Origin of the sequence: Streptomyces sp. NPDC020917 (assembly GCF_044333795.1) — a bacterium.
In the GTDB taxonomy this organism is placed as follows: domain Bacteria; phylum Actinomycetota; class Actinomycetes; order Streptomycetales; family Streptomycetaceae; genus Actinacidiphila.
Genome location: NZ_JBIRRR010000013.1, coordinates 142,603 through 168,223, shown reverse-complemented (window position 1 = coordinate 168,223; position 25,621 = coordinate 142,603). Strand labels below are relative to the sequence as shown.

22 protein-coding genes and 1 pseudogene are annotated in these 25,621 nt (G+C 73.1%); 16 read left to right on the top strand and 7 right to left on the bottom strand.

The annotated features are described in order from the left end of the window. The gene (locus ACH4TG_RS25965; RefSeq protein WP_398244907.1) at positions 1-2,742 is read right to left on the bottom strand and encodes a cellulose binding domain-containing protein; all 2,742 of its coding nucleotides are present in this window, start codon (positions 2,740-2,742) and stop codon (positions 1-3) included. A gap of 254 nt (positions 2,743-2,996) precedes the next feature. On the opposite strand from ACH4TG_RS25965, the gene ACH4TG_RS25960 reads away from it, so the two are divergent. After that, positions 2,997-4,265: a glycoside hydrolase family 10 protein gene (locus tag ACH4TG_RS25960; RefSeq protein ID WP_398244906.1), complete on the top strand. Its 1,269-nt coding sequence runs from the start codon at positions 2,997-2,999 to the stop codon at positions 4,263-4,265. Between the two features lie 87 nt (positions 4,266-4,352). Here ACH4TG_RS25960 and ACH4TG_RS25955 read toward each other — a convergent pair whose 3' ends face one another. From ACH4TG_RS25955 to ACH4TG_RS25945, 3 genes are all read right to left on the bottom strand, one after another. Further along, positions 4,353-4,544, bottom strand: a complete 192-nt coding sequence (locus tag ACH4TG_RS25955; protein ID WP_398244905.1) for a hypothetical protein — start codon at positions 4,542-4,544, stop codon at positions 4,353-4,355. A 71-nt stretch (positions 4,545-4,615) separates the two neighbouring features. After that, complete coding sequence (locus ACH4TG_RS25950; protein WP_398244904.1) at positions 4,616-5,758, bottom strand: methyltransferase; 1,143 nt, start codon at positions 5,756-5,758, stop codon at positions 4,616-4,618. A 131-nt stretch (positions 5,759-5,889) separates the two neighbouring features. Further along, positions 5,890-8,109 (bottom strand): NADP-dependent isocitrate dehydrogenase, encoded by a 2,220-nt coding sequence (locus ACH4TG_RS25945; RefSeq protein ID WP_398244903.1) that lies wholly within the window; start codon positions 8,107-8,109, stop codon positions 5,890-5,892. A gap of 143 nt (positions 8,110-8,252) precedes the next feature. Between ACH4TG_RS25945 and ACH4TG_RS25940 the strand changes: the two genes are divergently transcribed. The 11 genes and pseudogenes from ACH4TG_RS25940 (at position 8,253) to argH (ending at position 19,706) form a co-directional block, all read left to right on the top strand. Continuing rightward, on the top strand, positions 8,253-8,693 hold the full coding sequence (locus ACH4TG_RS25940) for a GntR family transcriptional regulator (protein ID WP_398244902.1): 441 nt from the start codon (positions 8,253-8,255) through the stop codon (positions 8,691-8,693). Continuing rightward, the gene (locus ACH4TG_RS25935; RefSeq protein ID WP_398244901.1) at positions 8,693-9,784 is read left to right on the top strand and encodes a DUF1648 domain-containing protein; all 1,092 of its coding nucleotides are present in this window, start codon (positions 8,693-8,695) and stop codon (positions 9,782-9,784) included. The genes ACH4TG_RS25940 and ACH4TG_RS25935 overlap by 1 nt, the downstream gene beginning before the upstream one ends. 53 nt (positions 9,785-9,837) lie before the next feature. Further along, positions 9,838-11,193 (top strand): lanthionine synthetase LanC family protein, encoded by a 1,356-nt coding sequence (locus ACH4TG_RS25930; RefSeq protein WP_398244900.1) that lies wholly within the window; start codon positions 9,838-9,840, stop codon positions 11,191-11,193. A gap of 91 nt (positions 11,194-11,284) precedes the next feature. Continuing rightward, positions 11,285-11,782: a nucleotidyltransferase domain-containing protein gene (locus tag ACH4TG_RS25925; protein WP_398244899.1), complete on the top strand. Its 498-nt coding sequence runs from the start codon at positions 11,285-11,287 to the stop codon at positions 11,780-11,782. Between the two features lie 145 nt (positions 11,783-11,927). After that, positions 11,928-12,956, top strand: coding sequence for an N-acetyl-gamma-glutamyl-phosphate reductase (argC, locus tag ACH4TG_RS25920; protein ID WP_398244898.1), 1,029 nt, complete (start codon positions 11,928-11,930; stop codon positions 12,954-12,956). A gap of 58 nt (positions 12,957-13,014) precedes the next feature. After that, positions 13,015-14,172: a bifunctional glutamate N-acetyltransferase/amino-acid acetyltransferase ArgJ gene (argJ, locus tag ACH4TG_RS25915; RefSeq protein WP_398244897.1), complete on the top strand. Its 1,158-nt coding sequence runs from the start codon at positions 13,015-13,017 to the stop codon at positions 14,170-14,172. Further along, a pseudogene (gene argB, locus ACH4TG_RS25910) lies at positions 14,169-15,050 on the top strand (acetylglutamate kinase); the annotation flags it as partial. The gene argJ and the pseudogene argB, both read left to right, overlap by 4 nt. Before the next feature lie 110 nt (positions 15,051-15,160). Then, positions 15,161-16,372: an acetylornithine transaminase gene (locus tag ACH4TG_RS25905; RefSeq protein WP_398244895.1), complete on the top strand. Its 1,212-nt coding sequence runs from the start codon at positions 15,161-15,163 to the stop codon at positions 16,370-16,372. Between the two features lie 7 nt (positions 16,373-16,379). After that, positions 16,380-16,913: an arginine repressor gene (locus ACH4TG_RS25900; RefSeq protein WP_398244894.1), complete on the top strand. Its 534-nt coding sequence runs from the start codon at positions 16,380-16,382 to the stop codon at positions 16,911-16,913. Between the two features lie 160 nt (positions 16,914-17,073). Next, the gene (locus ACH4TG_RS25895) at positions 17,074-18,270 is read left to right on the top strand and encodes an argininosuccinate synthase (protein ID WP_398244893.1); all 1,197 of its coding nucleotides are present in this window, start codon (positions 17,074-17,076) and stop codon (positions 18,268-18,270) included. After that, positions 18,267-19,706, top strand: coding sequence for an argininosuccinate lyase (gene argH / locus ACH4TG_RS25890; protein WP_398244892.1), 1,440 nt, complete (start codon positions 18,267-18,269; stop codon positions 19,704-19,706). The genes ACH4TG_RS25895 and argH overlap by 4 nt, the downstream gene beginning before the upstream one ends. Positions 19,707-19,826: 120 nt before the next feature. Here argH and ACH4TG_RS25885 read toward each other — a convergent pair whose 3' ends face one another. After that, the gene (locus tag ACH4TG_RS25885) at positions 19,827-20,495 is read right to left on the bottom strand and encodes a lysophospholipid acyltransferase family protein (protein WP_398244979.1); all 669 of its coding nucleotides are present in this window, start codon (positions 20,493-20,495) and stop codon (positions 19,827-19,829) included. 220 nt (positions 20,496-20,715) lie between these two features. On the opposite strand from ACH4TG_RS25885, the gene ACH4TG_RS25880 reads away from it, so the two are divergent. Beyond that, positions 20,716-21,375, top strand: coding sequence for a sigma-70 family RNA polymerase sigma factor (locus ACH4TG_RS25880; protein ID WP_398244891.1), 660 nt, complete (start codon positions 20,716-20,718; stop codon positions 21,373-21,375). Between the two features lie 205 nt (positions 21,376-21,580). Further along, positions 21,581-22,090, top strand: a complete 510-nt coding sequence (locus tag ACH4TG_RS25875) for a GNAT family N-acetyltransferase (protein ID WP_398244890.1) — start codon at positions 21,581-21,583, stop codon at positions 22,088-22,090. Positions 22,091-22,190: 100 nt separating this feature from the next. Here the strand turns inward: ACH4TG_RS25875 and ACH4TG_RS25870 are convergent, their stop codons facing one another. Next, positions 22,191-22,733, bottom strand: a complete 543-nt coding sequence (locus tag ACH4TG_RS25870; protein ID WP_398244889.1) for a hypothetical protein — start codon at positions 22,731-22,733, stop codon at positions 22,191-22,193. Continuing rightward, complete coding sequence (locus ACH4TG_RS25865; RefSeq protein WP_398244888.1) at positions 22,726-23,094, bottom strand: hypothetical protein; 369 nt, start codon at positions 23,092-23,094, stop codon at positions 22,726-22,728. Before ACH4TG_RS25865 ends, ACH4TG_RS25870 begins: the two co-directional genes overlap by 8 nt. A 676-nt stretch (positions 23,095-23,770) precedes the next feature. Between ACH4TG_RS25865 and ACH4TG_RS25860 the strand changes: the two genes are divergently transcribed. Further along, positions 23,771-24,802, top strand: a complete 1,032-nt coding sequence (locus tag ACH4TG_RS25860) for a methionine ABC transporter ATP-binding protein (protein ID WP_398244887.1) — start codon at positions 23,771-23,773, stop codon at positions 24,800-24,802. Further along, on the top strand, positions 24,799-25,566 hold the full coding sequence (locus ACH4TG_RS25855; protein WP_398244886.1) for a methionine ABC transporter permease: 768 nt from the start codon (positions 24,799-24,801) through the stop codon (positions 25,564-25,566). Before ACH4TG_RS25860 ends, ACH4TG_RS25855 begins: the two co-directional genes overlap by 4 nt. The last annotated feature ends 55 nt before the right edge of the window (positions 25,567-25,621 follow it).

Here is a 25,621-nt window from a genome sequence, read left to right as displayed (position 1 = left end):
TCAGGCCGAACTGCAGGCGGAGCCGTCGAGCGTGAAGGCCGCCGGTACGCCGGGACTCCCGGAGGATGTGCCGGTGAAGCCGAAGGTCGCCGTCCCGCCCGCGGGTAGCGACGGGGCCCAGTCCGGCGGTGTGACCGACACCGCCTTCCCGCTCTGGGTGAAGTTCGCGCTCCACAGCGAGGTGATGGCCTCGTCACCCGGGAACGACCAGCCGAGCTTCCAGCCGCTGACCGCCGAGCTCCCGGTGTTCGCCACCGTCACCGACGCCTGGAAGCCACCCGGCCACTGGTTGGTGACCGTGTACGCGACCTGGCAGCCGCCCGACGCAGGAGGCGTGGTCGGCGGGGTCGTCGGGGGAGTCGTGGGCGGAGTCGTCGGAGGTGTGGTGGGCGGGGTGGTCGGGGGAGTGGTCGGAGGTGTGGTGCCGCCGGACGGGTCCGAGGTGTCGCCGTAGATGATGCCGCGGCCGTTGGTGCCCAGGTACACCCGTCCGTAGACCCGCGGGTCGCCGGTGATGGCGCCGCCGGTCCAGCCGTACTGGTGGGCGTCGTCGTTGATCCGCACCCAGCCGGCGCCGGCGTCGGTGGAGCGGTAGATGCCGCGGACCCCGCCGATCTTCGCGCTGGTGTACAGCGCCTGGTAGTTCGCGCCCGGGGCGGCCTTGCCGAAGCCTATGGTGTCGGCCTCCTGGACGCCGGCGACCTTGGTGAAGGAGGCGCCGGAGTCGGTGGAGTGCCACAGGCCGTAGGTGCCGCCGCTGGTGCCGCCGGCCAGCCAGATGTCGCCCTCGGTCCCGGGCAGCGCCTTGAAGTGCACCGTGCCCGAGGAGGGCAGTCCGGTGGCCGCGGTCGCGGCGAAGCTCGCGCCGCCGTCGGTGGACACGTAGAACCGGCCGCCGGAGAACGCGTAGAACTTCCTGGCGTTCACCCGGTCCGCGCCGATCACCGCGCCGGACGGCACTCCGGTCGAGGCCGACCACGAACTGCCGAAGCCCACCGAGTAGTTGATGCCGGTGCCGGCCGGGCTCCACAGGAAGCGGCTGCCGTCGGCCGCGGCCGCGACGGTGCCGCCCCCGGTGATGCCGGACGGGTCGGTGCCGGCGAACCAGTTCGCGCCGTCGTCGGTGGAGAACGCCACGTGCGCGCCGGAGTCCGCGTTGCCGGACCGCACCAGGACCGACGGGTTGCCCTCGGCGTAGTCCAGGCCGGTGGAGGTGGTGAAGTTCGGCTGCTGGAACATCATGGCCGGCACCTTGGTCAGGTCGGTGTGCCGGAACCCGTCGATGTCGCCGAGCGCGCTGAGCAGCGGGGCGCCCGAGGGCGGGCTGACCAGCTCGTTGACCGCGGTCTCCTCCAGGCCCTTGACGTTCGGCCGGAGGGTGATCTTCCCGCCGGAGGTGTCCCAGTCGGTGAGGTCGCTGGTGCCGTAGACGGTCGCGCCGGTGCCGTACCACATGCGGTCGGAGTCGAACGGGTCGATCTCCAGCGCCTCGGTCATCCAGCCGAGCTTCGGGGTCTGCTCGGGCGGCGACGGGTTGGCGCCGAAGGTCAGCCACGGCACCGAGGAGACGTCCATCGTGTAGCGGTTCGCACGGTTCGGATAGCTGGTGTAGTCCCAGGCCCGGGTCCAGGTCGCGCCGCTGTCGGTGGACCGGAAGATCTGGGTGTCGGGCCACCAGGAGCTGTAGCCGCTGACCATGACCGTGCCCGGGTGCTGGCGGTCGACGGTCAGTCCCGAGTAGCCGAAGTAGGTGTCGGCGTCCGACATCGGGCTGATGTTCGTCCAGGTACCGGTCCTGGTGGCGTACCGCCAGACCTGGCCCTTGGCGCCGTCGTACGGGCCGCCGGTGTCGCTGGTGGCCAGGTAGAGGTAGCCGTTGACCGCGTCCAGCACGCCCTTGTGCGCGATGTAGCCGGTCGGCTGGCCGGCCACCCGCGACCAGGTGGTGCCGCCGTCGGTGGACCGGTAGACGGTGTTGTCCTTGTCGGCCACGCCCACGTAGACCGTCTGCGTGGTGCTGCCCTTGGTGCCGGTCGTCGGGTCGAAGGTCACCCAGACGACGCCCTGGTTGTCGCTGTTGTAGCCGCTGGTGTCCGACGGGTCGTCGGCGTAGTTCCCCGGGTTGGGGAACGCCGTCACCTTCGACCAGGTCACGCCCGCATCGGTGCTGCGCCACAGGCCGTTGCCGCTGGGCGTGCCCAGGTACAGGACGCTGTCCTTGTTCGGGTCGATCGCCAGGCGCTCGCCCATGCCGCGGCCCGGCATGTTGCCGCCGAGCTTGAACGGCAGGTCGGTGGCCTGCCAGGTGGCGCCCCGGTCGGACGAGCGCAGCACCGCGCCGGTGCCGGGGTCCCAGCTGTTGGTGTAGGTGCCGACGGCCGCGTACACCTTGTCGGGCGCGAGCGCGTCGGTGGCCAGGCTCACCACGCCGGTCCTGCCCCAGTGGTCCCAGTCCACCGAGTCCAGCAGCGGAATCCAGGACCCGCTCGACTGGTCCCAGCGGTAGGCGCCGCCGATGTCGGTCCGGGCGTAGGCGAGGTTCTTCTCGGACTGGTTGAACTCGATGCCGGGGACGAAGCCGCCCCCGCCGATCTGCACGTTCTTCCAGCTGTAGGACTCGGCCGCGGCCGGGGCGGCGGCCCGCGGGGCCGCCGAGGCGGCCGCGGTGGCCGACGCCGCGGCGACCGCGCCGCCGATCAGGGAGAGCGCCGCGACGAGCGCGGCAAGGGGTCTGCGGAGCATGGGACGTCCTCGAGGTGGGGGGTGTGGACGGGGTGCTCGGGCACGGCGAACGCCTCCGGAGTGTGGGAGCGCTCCCATGAATGGTCCGATGTTAGCGGCCCCGGCCGCGGTCGAGAAGAGCCCGGGCGCCGTTGCCGGAGAACCCCCTGTGTCTCCTCCGCCCCCCACAATTGGAGTAGACCAATCGGTGGTTGCCGCCATGGCCGAATGGGCCCATCATCGGCGGGTCGTGACGGAAGATCAGGAGGCCACCCATGGACCAACTCTCGCGACGCTCCTTCACCGCCGCTGCGGCCGGCACGCTCGCCGCGACCGCCCTGCCCGCCGGCTCCGCGGCCGCCGCCGACGGGAAGCCCGCCGCGGCCCCGGCGGGGCCGCCGCCGGGCCGGCCCCGCCCGCACCGGCAGATGCGCGGCATGTGGATCGCCACCGTCGTCAACACCAACTGGCCTTCCGCGCCCGGGCTCAGCCCCGAGCAGCAGCGGCAGGAACTGCTGGACCTGCTGGACCTGGCGGTCGAACGCAAGCTGAACGCCGTGATGTTCCAGGTGCGCCCGACCGCGGACGCCTTCTGGCCCTCGCCGTTCGAGCCGTGGTCGCAGTACCTGACGGGCACCCAGGGCAAGGACCCCGGCTGGGATCCGCTGGGCACGGCCGTCGAGGAGGCGCACCGCCGCGGCCTGGAACTGCACGCCTGGTTCAACCCCTACCGGGTGTCCATGACGACCGACCCCAGCACGCTGGTGCCCACCCACCCGGCCCGGCTGCACCCCGAATGGGTGCTGCCGTACGGCGGGAAGCTCTACTACAACCCGGGCATCCCCGAGGTGCGCCGGTTCGTGGAGGCGGCGATCCTCGACGCGGTCCGCCGCTACCCGATCGACGCAGTGCACTGGGACGACTACTTCTACCCGTACCCGGTGGCCGGCCAGACCTTCGACGACGACGCGGCCTGGGCGGAGTACGGCGCCGGCTTCACCGACCGCGACGCCTGGCGCCGCCACAACTGCGACCTGCTGGTCCAGGAGACGGCCGCCGGGATCAAGGCCATCCGGCCGACCACCCGGTTCGGCATCAGCCCCTTCGGCGTGTGGCGCAACGCGGCCACCGACCCGCTGGGCTCCGCCACCACCGCCGGCGTGCAGACCTACGACGACCTGCACGCCGACACCCGCGGCTGGGTCAAGAAGGGCTGGCTCGACTACATCTGCCCGCAGGTCTACTGGAACATCGGGTTCGCCGCGGCGGACTACGGCGTGCTCGTGCCCTGGTGGGCCGACGTGGTGACCGGCACCCGGGTGCAGCTCTACATCGGCGAGGCGGTCTACAAGGTCGGTGCCGCCGGCCAGCCGGCCCCCTGGCAGGACCCGGCCGAGCTGTCCCGGCACATGGACTTCGACGCGGACTACCCGCAGGTGCGCGGCAACGTGTGGTATTCGGCCAAGGAGGTCGGGCTCGACCCGCTCGGCGCGATGACCAAGGTCGTCGCCGACCACTACCCGACGCGGGTGCGCACCCCCTGACACCGTCGCGCCCCTCACCCCGCGACCCGGGGGCCGGTCCGTCCGGCCGGGCCTCGGGGCCGCAGGGTGAGGGTGCGAGGGGTCGGTTCAGCCCGCCGCGGGGCACAGCGGAACGACGTGTCCCGGCTCGTCGACCCAATAGACCTGCCGGTCGGCGGTGATCGTGGCGCCGAACCGGTCGCGCGACGGGTGCCCCTGGGACACGAACCACGAGCGGGCGCGCAGCACGGCGTCCCAGAGCTTCCTCGGGCCGGCCTGCCTGACCTCGCCTCCTGCCACGTGGGCCGGCGAACCGTCCGGCGTGTGCCTCCGCGATGAACTGCCGCAACCCGCGGTCGGCGCGGGGTGCTTCAGCGCCTGACGGCGCGCAGCACCACGAACTTCGGGTCGGAGGCGACGACTTCGCAGTTGCCGAAGAGCCGGCGCAGCCGCACGTGGTAGCCGAGGTGCCGGTTGCCGACCACCCACAGCTCGCCGCCGGGCCGCAGCGCGGCGCGCGCGCCGCCGAACATCCGCCGGGCCGTGCTGTCGCTGGTGGCCCGGTGGGAGTGGAACGGCGGGTTGTTCAGCACCAGGTCGGCACTGCCGGGCGGGACGGAGGCGAGCGCGTCCCCGGCGAGGAACTCGGCCTTGGTGCCCGGGTCCGCGTTGTCGTGGAAGGTCGCCTCGGCGGAGGCGACGGCCTGGTGGGACTCGTCGACGAACAGCAGCTCGGACGCCGGGTTGGCGACGGCCGCCGCGGTGCCCACGACGCCGTTGCCGCAACCGAGGTCGACCACCCGGTCCTGCCCGTCGCGGTGCGGCAGGTGCTGGAGCAGCAGACGGGTGCCGACGTCGAGCCGGTCGGCGCAGAAGACGCCGGCGTGGTTGGTGACGGTCCGGCCGGACAGCGGCCCGATGCCGTCGGGCAGCGCGTACCGCAGCGGCCAGGGGCTGGGACCCGGGTCGAGGCCGGGGTCGGGGGTGCACAGGATGAGGCGGGCCTTGCGCACCGCGAGCGAGGTGCGGGTCGGCCCGATGATCCGCTCGAACAGGCGCAGCGTCGAGGTGTGGATCTCGCTGACCATGCCCGCGCCGACGACGACGGTGCCCGCATGGACAGCGGGTGCGAGCCGGTGCAGCTGGTCCTCCAGCAGCGCCAGGCTCTTGGGTACGCGCACCAGCAGCACGTCGATCCGCCGCGGCGGGGTGTCGCGCGTGGACAGCAGCGGCACCCGGGCATCGGGCGCGTTGCGCCGCAGGTTCGCCAGGCTGGCCTGCTGGCCGAGGTAGGAGTCGGAGATCTGCGTCGGCTCGTGATCGGCGAGGGCGGTGGCCAGCGCGCCCCACCGGTCCCCCAGCGCGACGACCTCGCCCGACAGGTCGGTGCCCTGCTCCGCGAGGTGGGACAGCAGATAAGCGTCCGCCGCGTCCCATGCCTGCAACTGCTCCCGCGGCTCCGCCGGGAAGCGGCTCATCTCTCGTGCGCCCCACGGCGTGCTGAATCGACCCATCGCCCCCTCACCCTACGGCCTGCCGCGGGTCCGCAGGGGCGCGCGCCGGGCCCGACGCCGACCGCCCCGCCGGCGGTGGGCCGGGCGGGGCGGTCGGGGTGGCGGTGCGGCGCGGGCCGCACCGCCGGGGATCAGGCGAGCGTGGCGAGCGCGGCGTTGAACGTCGCCGACGGGCGCATCACGGCAGCCGCCTTCGCCGGGTCCGGCTGGTAGTAGCCGCCGATGTCGGCCGGCGAGCCCTGCACGGCGATCAGCTCGTCGACGATGGTCTGCTCGGCCTCGGCCAGCGACTTGGCCAGCGGCGCGAACGCCTCCGCGAGCTGCGCGTCGTCGCCCTGCTTCGCCAGCTCCTGGGCCCAGTACAGGGCCAGGTAGAAGTGGCTGCCGCGGTTGTCGATGCCGCCCAGGCGCCGGCTCGGCGACTTGTCCTCGTTGAGGAAGGTGCCGGTCGCGCGGTCCAGGGTGTCGGCCAGGACCTGGGCGCGGGCGTTGCCTGTGCTCTGCGCGAGGTGCTCGAAGCTGACGGCGAGCGCCAGGAACTCGCCCAGGCTGTCCCAGCGCAGGTAGTTCTCCTTGACCAGCTGCTGCACGTGCTTCGGGGCGGAGCCGCCGGCGCCCGTCTCGAACAGGCCGCCGCCGTTCATCAGCGGCACGATCGACAGCATCTTGGCGCTGGTGCCCAGCTCCAGGATCGGGAACAGGTCGGTCAGGTAGTCGCGCAGCACGTTGCCGGTGACCGAGATGGTGTTCTCGCCGCGGCGGATGCGCTCCAGGGAGAACCGGGTCGCCTCGACCGGCGACATGATCTCGATCCGCAGGCCCTCGGTGTCGTGCTCCGGCAGGTACTGGCGGATCTTGGCGATCAGCTGCGCGTCGTGCGCGCGGTCCTCGTCCAGCCAGAACACCGCCGGGTCGCCGGTGGCGCGGGCGCGGGTGACGGCCAGCTTGACCCAGTCCTGGATCGGCAGGTCCTTGGTCTGGCACATCCGGAAGATGTCGCCGGCGCTGACGACCTGCTCCAGCACCGCGTTGCCGGCCTCGTCCAGCACCCGCACGGTGCCGGTGACCGGGATCTCGAAGGTCTTGTCGTGGCTGCCGTACTCCTCGGCCTTCTGCGCCATCAGGCCGACGTTGGGCACCGAGCCCATCGTCGCCGGGTCGTAGGCGCCGTGGGCGCGGCAGTCCTCGATGACGGCCTGGTAGACGCCGGAGTAGCTGCTGTCCGGCAGGACCGCCAGGGTGTCCGCCTCGTTGCCGTCCGGGCCCCACATGTGGCCGGAGGTGCGGATCATGGCCGGCATGGACGCGTCGACGATGACGTCGCTGGGCACGTGCAGGTTGGTGATGCCGCGGTCGGAGTCGACCATGGCCAGCGCCGGGCCCTCGGCCAGCTCGGCCTCGATCGACGCCTTGATCGCCGGGCCCTCGGGGAGCGCCTCGACGCCCTTGAGGATGCCGCCCAGGCCGTCGTTCGGGGTCAGGCCGGCGGCGGCCAGCACCGCGCCGTACTCGGCGAAGGTCTTCGGGAAGAACGCGCGGACCACGTGGCCGAAGATGATCGGGTCGGAGACCTTCATCATGGTGGCCTTCAGGTGCACCGAGAACAGCACGCCCTCGGCCTTGGCGCGGGCGACCTGGGCGGTCAGGAACTCGCGCAGCGCCGCGACCCGCATCACGGACGCGTCGACGACCTCGCCGTCGAGCACCGGCACGGACTCGCGCAGCACCGTGGTGCTGCCGTCGTCGCCGGCCAGCTCGATGCGCAGCGAACCGGCGCCCGGGACGACCGCGGACTTCTCGGTGGTGCGGAAGTCGTCCACGCCCATGGTGGCGACGTTGGTCCTGGAGTCGGCGCTCCAGGCACCCATGCGGTGCGGGTGGGCCTTGGCGTAGTTCTTGACCGCGGCGGCCGCCCGGCGGTCGGAGTTCCCCTCGCGCAGCACCGGGTTCACCGCGCTGCCCTTGATCCGGTCGTAGCGGGCGCGGACGTCGCGCTCCTCGTCGGTCTTCGGGTCGTCCGGGTACTCCGGCAGCGCGTAGCCCTGCTGCTGAAGTTCGGCGATCGCGGCCTTGAGCTGCGGGATCGAGGCCGAGACGTTCGGCAGCTTGATGATGTTCGCCCCGGGCGTCTTCGCCAGCTCGCCCAGCTCGGCGAGCGCGTCGTCGATGCGCTGGCCTTCCTGGAGGTACTCCGGGAAGACCGCGATGATGCGCCCGGCCAGCGAGATGTCACGGGTCTCGACGGTGACCCCGGCCGTAGCGGCGTACGCCTCGACCACAGGCAAGAACGAGTACGTCGCCAGGGCCGGGGCCTCGTCGGTGTGCGTATAGATGATGGTCGAGTCAGCCACCGGGTTACTCCGCTCCAGTCTCCAACATTGCTTGACATCAAGATATCCCGACGCCGCCCGCGCATCGACAGCGCCCTGCCCCGCGCTTGACCGTGTGCGTCCGTCTGCTCTACAACAGCTATAACAGATACGAGGGGGTGCCCATGCTGCTCACCATCGAGCCGGACGGGCCGGTGCCGATCTACCAGCAGATCAGGGACCGGCTGGTGGAGGCGATCGCGGACGGCGGGCAGACGGCCGGCTCCGCGCTGCCGTCCACCCGGCAGCTGGCCACCGATCTGGGGATCAACTTCCATACGGTGAACAAGAGTTACGACATCCTGCGCCAGGAAGGGCTGGTGCGGATCAACCGCAAGTCCGGCGCGGTGGTCCAGCGGGACGCCGCCGGCGGCCCGCCCGATCCCGGTTACGTCGACGCGTGGGCGGCGCGGCTGCGCACGCTGCTGGCCGAGGCGGTCGCGCAGGGCGTGGGCGCCGAGGAGATCGTCGCGCACTGCCGGAGCACCGTCGCCGCGTTCGCCGGCGCCGGGCGGACCGCGCCTGCCGGGGAGTCCACCGGCGGCGAGGGCGGGGGGCAGCGCTGATGACCGCGCAGAGCCTGCTGGCGGCCTTCCCCGTGCTGCTCGTCGGGGTGGCGACCTGCCTGTCGCCGCTCGCCACCCGGCCCACCGTGCAGTTCGGCGTGCGGGTGCCGCCCGGGCGCACCGGCGCCGCGGTGATCGGCCGGGAGCGGCGCGCCTACATGCAGCGCACCGGCGTGCTGGCGGTCTGCTGCACCGCGGCGGCCGTGCTGTTCACCTCCGGCTGGGCCTGGCTGGTCGCGCCGCTGGTGCTGCTGCAGGTGGCCGCCGGGTTCGGCTGCTTCCTGCTCGCCCGGGAGCGGATATCCGCGGTCAAGGCCGAGGAGGGCTGGTTCGAGGGCGTCCGGCAGACCGTCACCGCCGACACCTCCTGGCGCACCGAGCCGGAGCGCTTCCCCGTGCTGTGGGCGGTGCCGGCCCTCGCCGTCGTCGCGGCCACCGTCATCGCCGGCATCGTCCGGTACCCCGACCTGCCCGACCGGCTGCCCGTGCACTTCACCCTCTCGGGCACCGCCGACCGCTGGGCCGACCGATCGGTGTGGAGCGCCTTCTCGATCGTCCCCGCCCAGCTGTTCGTGACCGCGGTGGTCGTCGGGCTGCTGGTGCTCACCTACCGCTCGCGCCCGGACACCGACGCCGCCGACCCCGCCTCGACCCGGCGCTACCGGCGCTTCCTCGGGGTGACCGCCCGCGCGGTGCTGCTGCTGGCCGCCCTGGCCGACGCCGGGCTGCTGCTCGGCGCCCTGCAGATCTGGCAGGTCTACCGGCCCTCGGGTGCCGCGGCCGCCCTGCCTCTGGTCCCGGTCGCGGCCGGGACGGTGGGCCTGGTCGTGGTGCTGCTGCGGATGGGCCAGGGCGGCCACCGGCTGCCCGCGCCCGACGCCGCCGCAGCCGGCGCGCGGCCGGCCGGCGGCCGCGACGACGACCGCTACTGGAAGGCCGGCGTCCTCTACGTCAACCGCGACGACCCGGCGATCGTGGTCGGCCGCCGGTTCGGCATCGGCTGGACGCTCAACTTCGGCAATCCGCGGGCCTGGTGGATCTTCGGCGCGATCGTCGCGGTGGCGGTCGGGCTGAGCCGGCTCCAGCAGTGAGGCGCGGGCCGGGCGTCGTGGTGGCCGGGGGTCCGACGGGCTAGCGTGGCCGGATGCTGAGGGGCGCGGGATACCGGGACGTGGGGGAGCGCGCCTGGTCGTGGGTGCTGGACCAGGTGCGCGAGGACGAAGGGCCGTGGCTGCCGGAGACGGTGCCGCAGGACGGCCCGCCCGGGGCGGGGGAGGAGCCGTCCGGAGACCGGCCGGCCAAGGAGCACCGCGACTCGCTCTATTCGGGGATCGCCGGCCTGGCCCCCGCGCTGGCCGAGATCGCCCAGTACCGGGAGCTGACCGCGCGGGAGCAGGCCCTGGCCGGCGGCATCGTCGCCAGGCTCACGCGGCAGGCGGAGCAGACGGCGGAACCCTCCCTGTACGACGGGCTCGGCGGCCACGCCATGGCGCTGCGCCTTCTCGCCCCCGGTACGGAGGCGGTCGCCCTGCGACGCCTGGTGGACCTGGCGGGACCGGACGGCTGGCGGACCACGCTCGACCTCGGCGAGGGGTCGGACGCCCCGCTGATCGACGTCATCATGGGTTCCGCGGGCGTGGTGATGGCGGCGGTGTGGGCGAGGAGCGAGTTCAGCGCGGCGATCGCCGCGACGGGCGGGGAGGCGCTGCTGCGCGCCGCCGACCGCACCGACGCCGGCCTGGACTGGGGCATGACGCCCGGCCGGGCGTCCCGGATGCCCAACTACTCGCACGGAACCGCCGGGGTGGCGGCCGCGCTGGCGGTGGCGGGCGCCGCGCTGGACCGGGCCGACTTCGTCGACGCCGCGGTGCGGGGCGCCCGGCACGTCCTGGCGGTGGGCTCGCTGGCGGACGGCGGGTTCGTCGTTCCGCACACCATCCCGCCGTCGACCCGGGAGGTGGAACCCGTGACGTACACCTGGTGCCACGGCCCGGCCGGCACCTCGCACCTGTTCACGGCGCTGGCGCACGCGGGGGTCGCGGAAGTGGCCGGCCACGGGGTCGACGAGCTGCGGGAGCGCTGCCTGACGTCGGTCCTCACCTCGGGAGTGCCGGAGCGGCTGCGGCCGGGCTTCTGGGACAACGACGGGCGCTGCTGCGGGACGGCCGGCGTCGGCGACATCCTGCTCGACGCGGCCCAGGACTGCCCGGTGCCGGCCAGGCGGCAGACCCTGGTGGAGGCGGCCCGCACGATGGGCGACGCGCTGGCCGACCGCGCCGTGCGGGACGACGCGGGCGTGCGCTGGCGCTTCCTTGAGCACCGCGAGGACCCGCCCCTGCTGCCGCCGGGGACCGCCTGGATGCAGGGCGCGGCGGGCATCGCGACGTTCCTCCTGCGCCTCGCCCGCTTCCTTGACACCGGCCCGGACGCCCCGGTCGTGGACCGCCCCGACCAGTGGTGGTCCGTCCCCGCCCACCTGCGCACCACCACCGCCCTGTGACGGCTCGGGCGGTCAGCCGGCCCGTGCCCGTTCGCGGTGCGGGGCGAATCCCGGTGGCGGCAGGGCCGTCGTGGCTGTCAGCGTGCGACGTGTGCTGAGCGAATCCGAGGTGCTTGCCGTCCTGCGCCTGCTGGGGGACGCGGGAGCGACGGCCTGGGTGGACGGCGGCTGGGGCGTGGACGCCCTGGTCGGTGGGACGACCCGGGTCCACGCGGATCTCGACCTGGTCGTCCTCCTGGACGAACTCGACGTCGTGCGGGCCGCGCTGGCCGGGGCGGGGTTCACGGAGGTCCTGCGCGACTGGCTGCCCGCGGCGCTGGCCGTCGCGGACGGTTCGGGCGGGGAGATCGACCTGCATCCCGTCACCGGCTCGTCCGACGGGGGCGGCTGGCAGCTCCTGCCGGGCGGTGAGAGGTTCCTCTATCCGCCCCCGGTGTCCGGGACGATCGGCGGGCATCGGGTGCGGTGCGTCGACGCGGCGACGCAGGTGCGGTGCCACCTCGGCTATGAGCCCACCGCGAAGGACCGCCGCGACATGCTGCGGCTCCAGGCGGCCACCGGCGTCGAGCTTCCCGAGGAGTACCGGTAGCGGCCCTGGGCAGGTGCTGCCAAGGGCCCAGCGGTGGAAGGGTCGGCCGCGGGCGGTCGTCACGCCTCCTCCCAGTGGACCGCGAGGTCTTTGCATAAAAGTGCGAGGTCTCGTATAGTCATGCTATCGATGTGAGGAGGACTCGATGGCTGTGCGGGTGGCGGTGGCGGGAGCCAGCGGATACGCCGGGGGCGAGGCGCTGCGGCTGCTCGCCGGGCACCCCGAGGTGGAGATCGGCGCGGTGACCGGCAACGCGAACGCGGGCCAGGTGCTCGGCGCGCTCCAGCCGCATCTGCTGCCGCTGGCCGGCCGGGTGCTGGAGCCGACCACGGCCGAGGTGCTGGCCGGGCACGACGTGGTCTTCCTCGCCCTGCCGCACGGCCAGTCCGCCGCCGTCGCCGAGCAGTTGGGCGACGGCGTGCTGGTCGTCGACATGGGCGCCGACTTCCGGCTGAAGGACGCCGCCGACTGGGAACGGTTCTACGGTTCGCCGCACGCCGGCACCTGGCCCTACGGGCTGCCCGAGCTGCCGGGGGGCCGCGCCGCGCTGGAGGGGTCCAAGCGCGTCGCGGTCCCCGGGTGCTACCCGACGGCCGTCTCGCTTGCCCTGTTCCCCGCTTACGCCGCCGCGCTCGTCGAGGCCGAGGCGGTCGTCGTGGCCGCGTCCGGCACCTCGGGCGCGGGCAAGGCCCCCAAGCCGCACCTGCTGGGCTCCGAGGTGATGGGCTCGATGAGCCCGTACGGCGTGGGCGGTGTGCACCGGCACACCCCGGAGATGGTGCAGAACCTCAGCGCGGTGGCCGGTGGGCCGGTGAGCGTGTCCTTCACGCCCACCCTGGCCCCCATGCCGCGCGGCATCCTCGCCACCTGCTCGGCCAAGGCCCGCCCCGGCGTGACCGCGGCGGACGTCCGGGCGGCGTACGAGAAGGCGTGCGCCGACGAGCCGTTCCTGCACCTGCTGCCCGAGGGCCAGTGGCCGGCCACCGCCTCGGTGTACGGCTCCAACGCCGTCCAGCTGCAGGTCGCCCTCGACGAGGCGGCCGGCCGGGTGATCGCGATCAGCGCCCTCGACAACCTGACCAAGGGCACCGCCGGCGGCGCGGTGCAGAGCATGAACATCGCCCTGGGCCTCCCGGAGGCCACAGGGCTGCCCCTGACGGGGATCGCCCCCTGACCGGAGCGGGCGGGAAGACCGACCTGAATCCGGTACCGAGAAGCGAGGAGAGTTCAGCGTGAGCGTGACCGCAGCGAAGGGATTCACGGCGGCGGGCATCGCCGCCGGGATCAAGGCGAGCGGCAAGGCGGACCTTGCCCTGGTGGTCAACACCGGGCCGCGCCGGGCCGCCGCCGGCGTCTTCACCTCCAACCGGGTGAAGGCCGCGCCGGTCCTGTGGTCCGAGCAGGTCCTCAAGGGCGGTGCGGTGACCGCCGTCGTCCTCAACTCCGGCGGCGCCAACGCCTGCACCGGGCCCCAGGGCTTCCAGGACACCCACGCCACGGCCGAGAAGGCCGCCGAGGTGCTGGGCCACAGCGCCGGCGAGATCGCGGTCGCCTCCACCGGGCTGATCGGGGTGCTGCTGCCGATGGACAAGCTGCTGCCCGGCGTGGCCGCCGCGGCCGCCGAACTGTCCGAGCACGGCGGCGAGAAGGCCGCCCTCGCCATCAAGACCACCGACACCGTGCACAAGACCGCGGTGGCCACCGGCCCCGGCGGCGCCTGGGCGGTCGGCGGCATGGCCAAGGGCGCGGGCATGCTCGCCCCGGGCCTGGCCACCATGCTGGTGGTGCTCACCACCGACGCCGACGTGGACGCCGGCACCCTCGACAAGGCGCTGCGCGACGCCACCCGGCAGACCTTCGACCGGGTCGACTCCGACGGCTGCATGTCCACCAACGACACCGTGCTGCTGCTGGCCTCCGGCGCCTCCGGCACCACCCCCGAGTACGGCGACTTCGCCGACGCGGTGCGCGCCGTGTGCGCCGACCTGGCCCGGCAGCTGATCGGCGACGCCGAGGGCGCCGCCAAGGACATCAAGATCGAGGTGGTGAACGCCGCCACCGAGGAGGACGCGGTCGAGGTCGGCCGGTCCATCGCCCGCAACAACCTGCTCAAGTGCGCGATCCACGGCGAGGACCCCAACTGGGGCCGGGTGCTGTCCGCGATCGGCACCACCGGCGCCGCCTTCGAGCCGGACCGGCTCAACGTCGCCATCAACGGCGTGTGGGTGTGCCGCAACGGCTCCGTCGGCGAGGACCGGGACCTGGTCGACATGCGCTTCCGCGAGGTGGTCGTCACCGCCGACCTCGCCGCCGGCGACCGGTCGGCCGTCATCTGGACGAACGACCTGACGGCCGACTACGTCCACGAGAACAGCGCGTACAGCTCATGACCGCGCGCAAGCACGCCGCGCTGCCCAAGGCCCGGGTCCTCGTCGAGGCACTGCCCTGGCTCACCCGGCACCACGGCAAGACGGTGGTCATCAAGTTCGGCGGCAACGCCATGGTGGACGACGACCTGAAGGCCGCGTTCGCGCAGGACGTGGTGTTCCTGCGGCACGCCGGGCTCAAGCCCGTCGTGGTCCACGGCGGCGGGCCGCAGATCAGCGCCCAGCTCGACCGGCACGGCCTGGTCAGCGAGTTCAAGGCCGGGCTGCGGGTGACCACGCCCGAGGCCATGGACGTGGTGCGGATGGTGCTGGCCGGGCAGGTGCAGCGGGAGCTGGTCGGCCTGCTCAACCAGCACGGCCCGCTGGCCGTCGGGCTGACCGGCGAGGACGCGCACACCATCACCGCGATCAAGCACTACCCGCGGATCGACGGCGAGCCGGTGGACATCGGCCGGGTCGGCGAGATCACCGCCATCGACACCGGCGCGATCGAGGCGCTGCTGGAGGACGGCCGGATCCCGGTGGTCTCCTCCATCGCCCGCGCCGCCGACGACGGCCACGTCTACAACGTCAACGCCGACACCGCGGCCGCCGCGCTGGCCGCCGCGCTCGGCGCCGAGACGCTGATGGTCCTCACCGACGTCGAGGGCCTCTACGAGGACTGGCCGAACAGCGACGACGTGATCAGCCGGCTGACCGCCAGCGAGCTGGAGAAGCTGCTGCCCGAGCTGTCCAGCGGCATGGTGCCGAAGATGCAGGGCTGCCTGCACGCCGTGCGAGGCGGCGTGCACACCGCCCGCGTCATCGACGGCCGGGTCCAGCACTCGATCCTGCTGGAGATCTTCACCGACGAGGGCATCGGCACGATGGTCGTCCCCGACGACGTGCCCGGGGCGCAGGACGTCCCCGGGGCGCTGGTCGCCACGGCCGTCGCCGGCACGACAGGAACCGCCGGCACCGGCGGGACCACCGCGAACGCAGGGGGAGCGGCATGACCGCCAACGAGGAACTGACCCGGCGCTGGCAGGCGTCGCTGATGGACAACTACGGCACGCCCCGGGTGCCGCTGGTGCGCGGCGAGGGCGCCACCTACTGGGACGCCGACGGCAGGACGTACACCGACTTCATCGGCGGCATCGCGGTGAACGCGCTCGGCACCGCGCACCCCGCGGTGGTGGCCGCGGTCTCCCGGCAGATCGGCTCGCTCGGCCACGTGTCCAACCTCTTCGTCGCCGAGCCCCCGGTGGCCCTCGCGGAGAAGCTGCTGCAACTGGCCGGCCGGTCCGGGCGGGTGTTCTTCGCCAACTCCGGGGCCGAGGCCAACGAGGCCGCCTTCAAGATCGGCCGGCTCACCGGCCGCACCGGCATGGTCGCCACCGAGGGCGCCTTCCACGGCCGCACCATGGGCTCGCTGGCGCTGACCGGCCAGCCGAAGAAGCAGGAGGCGTTCCGGCCGCTGCCCGGCGACGTCACCCACGTGCCGTTCGGCGACGCGGACGCGCTGCGCGCCGCGGTCACCACCGACACGGCCCTGGTGATCCTCGAACCCATCCAGGGCGAGAACGGCGTCGTGGTGCCGCCGGCCGGCTACCTGCAGGCCGCCCGGGAGATCACCGCGGCCACCGGCACCCTGCTGGTGCTCGACGAGGTGCAGACCGGCATCGGCAGGACCGGGTACTGGTTCGAGTGCCAGGCCCAGGGCGTGGAGCCGGACGTGATCACCCTCGCCAAGGGCCTGGGCGGCGGGCTGCCGATCGGTGCCGCGCTGGCCTTCGGGCCCGCCGCCGAGCTGCTCACCCCCGGCGCCCACGGCACCACCTTCGGCGGCAACCCGGTGGCGTGCGCCGCCGCGCTCGCCGTGCTGGAGACCATCGCCGCCGACGGCGTCCTGGAGAACGTCAAGCGCCAGGGCGAGAAGCTCCGTGAGGGCATCGAGGCACTGCAACACCCGCTGGTCGATCATGTGCGCGGCGCGGGCCTGCTGATCGGTATGGTGCTCACCGAGCCGCTCGCCCCTCAGATCCAGCTGGCGGCTCAGGACGCCGGATTCCTGGTGAACGCCGCCGTGCCCGGCACGGTGCGGCTCGCCCCTCCGCTCATCGTCGGTGACGAGGAGACGGACGCGTTCCTCCGGGCCCTGCCCGGCGTTCTCGACCACGTGTACCAGGAGTACCGGGCGTCCCGGGAGTCAGACGGAGAATGACGCGACGATGAGCGAGGCGCAGGCGAATGGCGGCGGACAGGCCGTACCGCAGACCCGAACGGCACGGCACCGCAGGATCGTGGACATCCTGGGCCGCCAGCCGGTCCGCTCGCAGAGCCAGCTCGCCAAGCTGCTCTCCGACGACGGGCTGAGCGTCACGCAGGCGACGCTCAGCCGCGACCTCGACGAGCTCGGCGCGGTCAAGATCCGCACCAACGACGGCGAGCTGATCTACGCCGTGCCCTCCGAGGGCGGCTTCCGCACCCCGCAGGCGCCGCTGGGCGAGTCGGTGAAGGAGGAGCGGATGCGCCGGCTGGCCGGCGAACTGCTCATCTCCGCCGAGGCGTCCGCCAACCTCGTGGTGGTCAGGACCCCGCCGGGCGCGGCCCAGTTCCTGGCGTCCGCGATCGACACCGCCGAGGTGTACGACATCCTCGGCACGATTGCCGGCGACGACACCGTGGTACTGATCAGCCGCGACCCCGCCGGCGGCCACAAGCTCGCCGACCACCTGCTGCGCCTGGCCCAGGGCGAGGCCTAGGGTCCGGCCCGGCCCACGGGCCGGATCCGGCAACGCCCCCGGCCACCGGCCGGGGGCGTTGCCATACCCGTCGTACAACGCGCTGACCAGCCGCGTTGACGATCCATACAGAGCAGTGCATACTTATACCAGTCAGCGTATGCATCGTAAGGAGAGACCCGTGACCGAGCGCGTCGTACTCGCCTACTCAGGCGGTCTTGACACCTCCGTCGCCATCGGCTGGATCGCCGAGGAGACCGGCGCCGACGTCATCGCCGTGGCGGTAGACGTCGGCCAGGGCGGCGAGGACCTGGACGTCATCCGCAAGCGCGCGCTCGCCTGCGGTGCCGTCGAGGCCGAGGTCGCCGACGCCAAGCAGGAGTTCGCCGACGAGTACTGCCTCCCGGCGATCCAGGCCAACGCGCTCTACATGGACCGCTACCCGCTGGTCTCCGCTCTCTCCCGGCCGGCCATCGTCAAGCACCTGGTGGCCGCCGCCAGGAAGCACGGCGCCGACACCGTCGCCCACGGCTGCACCGGCAAGGGCAACGACCAGGTCCGCTTCGAGGCCGGCATCTCCTCGCTCGCCCCCGACCTGAAGTGCATCGCGCCGGTCCGGGACTACGCCATGACCCGCGACAAGGCCATCGCCTTCTGCGAGGAGAAGAACCTCCCGATCGCGACCACCAAGAAGTCCCCGTACTCCATCGACCAGAACGTCTTCGGGCGCGCGGTGGAGACCGGCTTCCTGGAGGACATCTGGAACGCGCCGATCGAAGAGGTCTACGAGTACACCCAGAACCCCGCCACCCCGCGGGACGCGGACGAGGTCGTCATCACCTTCGAGCGGGGCGTCCCGGTCGCGATCGACGGCGCCCCGGTCACCGTCCTGGAGGCCATCCAGCAGCTGAACGCCCGGGCCGGCGCCCAGGGCATCGGCCGGATCGACATGGTCGAGGATCGGCTGGTCGGCATCAAGTCCCGGGAGATCTACGAGGCCCCCGGCGCGATCGCCCTGATCACCGCCCACCAGGAGCTGGAGAACGTCACCGTCGAGCGGGAACTCGCCCGCTACAAGCGGCAGGTGGAGCAGCGCTGGGGCGAGCTGGTCTACGACGGCCTGTGGTTCTCGCCGCTCAAGCGGGCCCTGGACGGCTTCATCGCCGAGGCCAACCAGCACGTCACCGGCGACATCCGGATGGTCATGCACGGCGGCCGGGCCGTCGTCAACGGCCGGAAGTCCGCGACCTCGCTGTACGACTTCAACCTCGCCACCTACGACACCGGCGACACCTTCGACCAGTCGCTGTCCAAGGGCTTCATCGAGATCTTCGGCATGTCCAGCAAGATCGCGGCCAAGCGGGACCTCGCGCAGTGACGGGCGCCGAGGGCAACGCCCCGGGGGCCAAGCTGTGGGGCGGACGGTTCGCCGACGGGCCGTCCGCCGCCCTGGAGCGGCTGTCCGCCTCCGTGCACTTCGACCACCGGCTCGCCCCGTACGACATCGCCGGGTCCCGGGCGCACGCCCGGGTGCTGCACGCCGCCGGGCTGCTCACCACCGACGAGCTCCAGCGGATGACGGCGGGCCTGGACCAGCTCGAAGCCGACGTGGCCGCGGGCGAGTTCACCATGACGGTGGCCGACGAGGACGTGCACACCGCGCTGGAGCGCGGCCTGCTGGAGCGGCTCGGCCCCGAGCTGGGCGGCAAGCTGCGGGCCGGACGGTCCCGCAACGACCAGATCGCCACGCTCTTCCGGATGTACCTGCGCGACCACGCCCGGATCATCGGCGGCCTGATCGCCGACCTCCAGGACGCGCTGGTGGGCCTCGCCGAGGCCCACCCGGACACCGCGATGCCCGGCCGCACCCACCTCCAGCACGCCCAGCCGGTGCTCTTCGCGCACCACGTGCTGGCCCACGTGCAGGCGCTGTCCCGCGACGCGGAACGGCTGCGGCAGTGGGACGAGCGCACGGCGGTCTCCCCGTACGGCGCCGGCGCGCTGGCCGGCTCCTCGCTGGGCCTGGACCCGGAGGCGGTCGCCCGCGACCTGGGCTTCGAGCACGGCAGCGCGGCCAACTCCATCGACGGCACCGCGTCGCGGGACTTCGCCGCCGAGTTCGCCTTCATCACCGCCATGATCGGTGTCAACCTGTCCCGGATCGCCGAGGAGGTGATCCTGTGGAACACGAAGGAGTTCTCCTTCGTGACGCTGCACGACGCCTTCTCCACCGGCTCGTCGATCATGCCGCAGAAGAAGAACCCGGACATCGCCGAGCTGGCCCGCGGCAAGTCCGGCCGGCTGATCGGCAACCTCACCGGGCTGCTGGCCACCCTCAAGGCGCTGCCGCTGGCGTACAACCGGGACCTTCAGGAGGACAAGGAGCCGGTCTTCGACTCCTGCGACCAGCTGGAGGTCCTGCTGCCGGCGCTCACCGGGATGATGGCCACCCTGACCGTCCACCGCGAGCGGATGGAGGAGCTGGCCCCGGCCGGCTTCTCGCTCGCCACCGACATCGCCGAGTGGCTGGTCCGGCAGGGCGTGCCGTTCCGCGTGGCCCACGAGGTCGCCGGCGCGTGCGTGAAGGTCTGCGAGGCGCAGGGCATCGAGCTCGACCAGCTGACGGACGAGCAGTTCGCCGCGATCTCGACGCACCTGACCCCGGAGGTCCGCGGCGTGCTCAGCGTGCCCGGCGCGCTCGCCTCCCGCAGCGGCCGCGGCGGCACCGCGCCCAGCGCGGTCGCGGTGCAACTGGCCGAGGTGAAGGCCGATCTGGCGGTCCAGCACGCCTGGGCCGACGCCAAGCGCGGCTGACCGGGCGCGGCGGCCGCATCGAAGGCCCCGCGAAAGCGGTGAAGGGCGGGCCCGGGTGACCGGGCCCGCCCTTCACGCGTGCCGTGGGCGGGGGCGCGGCGGCGCCCCCGGCGGGGTGGCTCAGGCGGCCTTCGCCTTGGTGGCGTAGATGTCCACGTACTCCTGGCCGGACAGCTTCATCACCTGGCTCATCACCTCGTCGGTGACGGCCCGCAGCACGTACCGGTCGCGGTCCATGCCGTCGTAGCGGGAGAAGTCCAGCGGCCGGCCGAAGCGGACGGTGACCGGGGCGATCCGCGGCATGCCCTTGCCGCCGGGCTGCACCTTGTCGGTGCCGACCATCGCGAACGGGACCACCGGGGCGCCGGTCATCAGGGTCAGCCGGGCGATGCCGGTGCGGCCGCGGTACAGGCGGCCGTCGGGGGAGCGGGTGCCCTCGGGGTAGATGCCGAAGATCTTCCCCTCGTCCAGGATCCGGCGGCCGGTCATCAGCGCCGCGACGCCGCCGTGCCCGCCGTCCCGGTCGACCGGGATCATGCCGCAGGTGGTGAAGAACCAGGCCATCAGGCGTCCCTTGACGCCCTTGCCGGTGACGTACTCGTCCTTGCCGATGAAGTACACCTGCCGCTTCACGACGAGGGACAGGAACATCGAGTCGATGAACGTGACGTGGTTGCCGGCCAGGATCACCGGCCCCTCACCCGGAATGCTCTCCACGCCCTCGACGACGGGGCGGTACAGCACACGCATCAGCACACCGAGAAGCACCTTGAGCACGCTGCGGGACAAGCGGGACAACGGACCCTCCGGACAGGTCGGACACGGTCGAACAGACGCAGGGCCGACCCTACCGGCCCGTACGCAAGGACGATACTTCCGCTCCCGCCGGTCGCGCACGCCGGGTTCGCCCAGGCGCGGGACCCGGAGCGGCCACACCATCAGGTGAAAGCCGGCGGCGCAGGCAACCGCCCCGCGCGGCCGCGGCGTGCGAGCCGGTATGCACATCCCCATGCACCTCCGCCAGGACCGGCCGCAGGGCCGGGAGCAGGGCCATGTCCCTCGGCCGCACCACCAGCCGCAGCACCAGCCGCCGCACCCGTCGCCGCATCAGCCGCCGCACCGGCCGCAGGACCGCCGGGCGGACGACCGCGCCGGGTACGCGCGCCTGCGTCCGCTGCTGGCCGCCGAGGCCGCGGCCGCGGAACTGCCCGGCCGCGTCGAGGCCGCCGACCTCGAACAGGCCGTGTGGGTACGGCTGCTGGAGTGTCCGGCGCCGCCCGCGGAACCCGGCCGGTGGATCCGCCGCGCGGTCCGCGACGAGGCCCGGGCCGCCGCCGGCGCCACCCGCCACCAGCACCCCTACGCCGACTTCGCCCTCGACTTCGGCGGCGGGCCGGCCGCCCGCGGCGCCCGCGGCGTGGAGGAGCTGGTGATCGCCGCCGAGCAGCGCAGGACGGTGCGGGCCGCGGTACGCCTGCTGCCCGGCCGCTGCCCGCAGGTGGTCACGGCGCTGATGTCCCGTTCCGACCCCACTTACCGGGAAATCTCCCGGGAGTTGGGAATCTCACAGGGCAGCCTCGGACCGCTGCGTTCGCGCTGCCTCGGGTGCCTGCGATCGATCCTGAATTCGAGGGTTCGACCCCTGCCAGGACGGGGTAATGCACGGTAAACAGTCAGCGGCAGCGGGCACCCTCGGCGCCTCCGGACGGGACTGAGACGGGCGCCGCAGGCCGGTACCCGGCCGGAAGGTTTGTGCGATCATCGGCGCCACGGAGGCGGCGCACATCAGCACCAACCTCCGCTCAGGCACACGTTCCGGGCGCTCACATCCACCCTCAACTGCCCGGACGGATTCGAAGGGGAGGCCTGCGCGCATGGGCATGAGCGTGACCATCTCCGCGGCGGACGACAACGACGCGGAGAAGATCCTCAAACTCCAGTACCTCTGCTACCAGGGCGAGGCGGAGCTGTACGGCGACTACACCATCGAGCCGCTCACCCAGACCCTGGACGACCTGCGCGCCGAACTCGCGCAGTCCGTCGTGCTGGTCGCACGCCTCGGCGAGGAGGTCGTCGGCTCGGTGCGCGGCGCCGTCGACATGGACGGGACCGCCCGCATCGGCAAGCTCATCGTCCACCCGCGGCTCCAGCGGCACGGCCTCGGCGGCCGGCTGCTGGCCGCCCTCGAAGGCCGGCTGGCCGACGAGGCCGAGGCCAAGCGGTACCGGCTGTTCACCGGCCACCGCAGCGAGGTCAACCTGCGGATGTACCGCAAGCTCGGCTACGAGCAGGTCGGCGCCGCGGAGCCGGTCACCCGCCGGCTGAGCCTGGTCCACATGGAGAAGGCCGCGCAGAGCAACGCCCCCTACGCCGCGAGCGCCTGAACCGCGCCGCACCCCGCAGGCCCTGCCGGCCCGGAGTCCGCTCCGGCCCGGCGGGGCCTGACGTCTGCCGCTCCCCGGCCGGCAGAGCCCCGGACGGGACCTAGCCCCGCCCTTCGCCGCTCGCCGCGGCCTCGGCGGGGGCGGCCGGCGCCGCCTGCCCGGCCCGGCGCAGCCACAGCAGGCCCGTCACGGGCAGCGCCAGCGGCAGCAGCAGGTAGTCCACCCCGTAGTACGACCACACCGTCGAGTCGGCGAACGCCGAGGAGTCGGCCACGGTCAGGGTGCCGACGGTGAGCACCCCCAGCAGCTCGACCGAGCAGCACACCAGGGCGACCCGGCGGGCCGACTCGCCGCCCTTGGACAGGGCGACCAGGATCACCGCGTAGACCACGCCGGCCACCGCGGACAGCGTGTAGGCCAGCGGCGCGTGGTGGAACTTCATGGTGATCTGCACGATCGAGCGGGACAGCGCCGCCACCGTGAAGATGCCGTAGAGCCACAGCAGCAGCCGCCCGGGGCCGGTGCCGATACCGGCCTTCGGGGCGGCCGCCGGCTGCTCGCCGGCGACGGTCTGGTCCGCGGTCACGTCGCTCTCCTCGGTCGTACGACCGGTCTCGTTCCCGGTCTCGCTGGCGTCAGCCATGGCCGGACCCCCAGATCTCGTGCAGCCGCAGCTCGAGAACGGCCAGGATCACACCGCCGGCCGCGACCACCGCCGAGCCCCAACGGGTGCGCTCGGCAAGGGACATGAAGGCCGCCGACGGGATCGTGCAGGCGGCGCCGATCAGGTAGGCGAGGAAGACCGCCATCCCGTGCTCGGGCCGCTCGCCGCGGGCGAGCTGCACCAGCGACACCACCAGCTGGACGAGCGCGGCCAGTGTGACCACGGCCATGCCGATGAAGTGCCAGTCCTTGGTCGGCGAGTCGCGGTACGCGGCGAAGCCGCACCACGCCGCGAGCAGCAGCGCCGTGACGGAGACCGTGAGGATGACGGCGTCGACCATGCGAAGACTGTATTACGGCCGGTCACCCCGCCCGATTCCGCCCCCTGGGACGGCCGCCTTCCTCGGATGGACCCGATGGTGTCCGCATAGTGAACGATCGGAGGGCTGACGCCCGAGCTCCCGCAGTGGCCGGCCGAGGTACGAGGTCGTCCGCGGAGGGAGTGAGCAGGAAGACCGACCGAAAGAGCCGGAGGGCTGACGCCCGAGCTCCCGCAGTGGCCGGCCGAGGTACGAGGTCGTCCGCGGAGGGAGTGAGCAGGAGGACCGACCGATACAGACCGACGGAATTCGGAACCTGGCCGGGTCTCTGCTTTACTGGGGCACATGACCACGACGAACCGCCGCAGCCACGCGACCGAGGCGACCACGCCCGGTGTCCGCTGCATGCCCGGCGCGCGTCGTGCCTGTCGAATGTGTGACTGACTGAGGGCCCGGAAAACCTGAGTCTCGCGCCCCGAAGCGAGACCCGGCGGCACGTCCACGCGCCGCCCTCGTCGTTCCCCCGACATCCGCCCTGCCCACCCGGCGGGCACCCCCGCGTCACACGCCCCCGGTCGCGCGCTGCGAGCGCCGCCGGTCCCGCAGGCCCGCCCAGGGCCGCAGTGTGCCGCGGACCACCGCAAGCCCCCGCACCGGCCGGTCTCCTGCCGCGTGCCCGGACGTGATGGACGCGATCGTGATCACCACCACCGACCTGCGTAAGGTCTACCGCTCGCGCGGCCGTGAGGTCACCGCCCTGGACGGGGTGGACCTCACCGTGCGCGAAGGCGAGGTCTTCGGCGTCGTCGGACGCAGCGGCGCCGGCAAGAGCACCCTGATCCGCTGCGTCAACCTGCTGGAACGCCCCACCTCGGGCACCGTCGAGGTGGCCGGCCGCGAGCTGACCGCGCTGGCCGGCCGCACCGACCGGGCCCCGGCCGCGCTGCGCGCCGCCCGCGCCGGCATCGGCATGGTCTTCCAGCACTTCAACCTGCTCTCCTCGCGCACCGCGCAGGAGAACGTGGAACTGCCGCTGGAGATCCTCGGTCGCGCCGGCCGGCGCGACCGCGCCCGCCGGGCCCGCGAACTCCTCGACCTGGTCGGCCTGTCCGGCGACCAGGCCCGCGCCTACCCCGCACAGCTGTCCGGCGGGCAGAAGCAGCGCGTCGGCATCGCCCGCGCCCTGGCCGGCGACCCCAAGGTGCTGCTCTCCGACGAGGCCACCTCCGCGCTCGACCCGGAGACCACCCGCTCCGTGCTGCGGCTGCTGCGCGACCTCAACCGGCAACTCGGCCTCACCGTGCTGCTCATCACGCACGAGATGGACGTGGTCAAGGCCGTCTGCGACTCGGCGGCCCTCATGAAAGGCGGACGCATCGTGGAATCCGGCACCGTGCCCGAACTCCTCGCGACCCCCGGTTCCGAACTGGCCGGCGAGCTCTTCCCCGTCGGCGGCCGCGCCTCGGCGCCCGACCGCACCGTGGTCGACCTGACCTTCCACGGCGACACCGCGAGCCGGCCGGTGATCTCGCAACTGGCCCGCACCTACAACGTCGACGTGTCCATCCTCGGCGCGGCCATGGAGACCGTCGACGGCCGCCAGGTCGGCCGGATGCGGATCGAACTGCCCGGCCGGTTCGAGGACAACGTCGTGCAGATCGGCTACCTGCGCGAGCTGGGCCTGCAGGTCGACGTGGCCGCCGCGGCGAGCACGGAGGCCGTGAAGTGACCTGGTCGCAGATGCAGCCGCTGCTCACCCAGGCGCTCGGGGAGACCCTGCGCATGGTCGGCTGGTCCACCGTGATCTCGGTCGCGGCCGGACTGCCGATCGGCGTCCTGCTGGTGCTCACCGACCGCGGCGGGCTGCTGCGCAGCCTCCCCGTCAACCGGGTGCTCGGCGCGGTGGTGAACGTCGGCCGCTCGCTGCCGTTCGTGATCCTGATGATCGCGCTGATGTCCTTCACCCGCGGGATCGTCGGCACCACCATCGGCTGGCAGGCCGCCGTCGTCCCGCTGTCGGTGGGCGCGACCCCGTTCTTCGCCCGGCTGGTGGAGACCTCCGTGCGCGAGGTCGACCACGGCCTGGTGGAGGCCGTGCAGGCGATGGGCGGCAGCACCTGGACGGTGGTCCGCAAGGTCCTGCTGCCCGAATCGCTCGCCTCGCTGCTGGCCGGCGTGACCACCACGGTCATCGCGCTCGTCGGGTACTCCGCGATGGCCGGCGTGGTCGGCGGCGGCGGGCTCGGCGACCTCGCCCTGCGCTACGGCTACCAGCGGTTCGAGACCGGCTTCATGTGGGTGATCGTGGCGGTGCTCGCCGTCCTGGTCACGCTCGTGCAACTGGCCGGCGACCTCGCGGCCCGGTCCGTCGCCCGGCGCGGCCGGTCCGGCCCCGCCCCGCGGCTGCGGCTGCTGCGCCCCCGCACCAAGCCCCGGCCCTCCGCGGCGGGCGGCCCCGCCGAGATCGACCCGGCGACCACGTCCTGTCCCTGAGCAGGACCCCGAACCTCCCCCCACACCCTGGCCCCGCGACGTTGCGGGGCTGCAC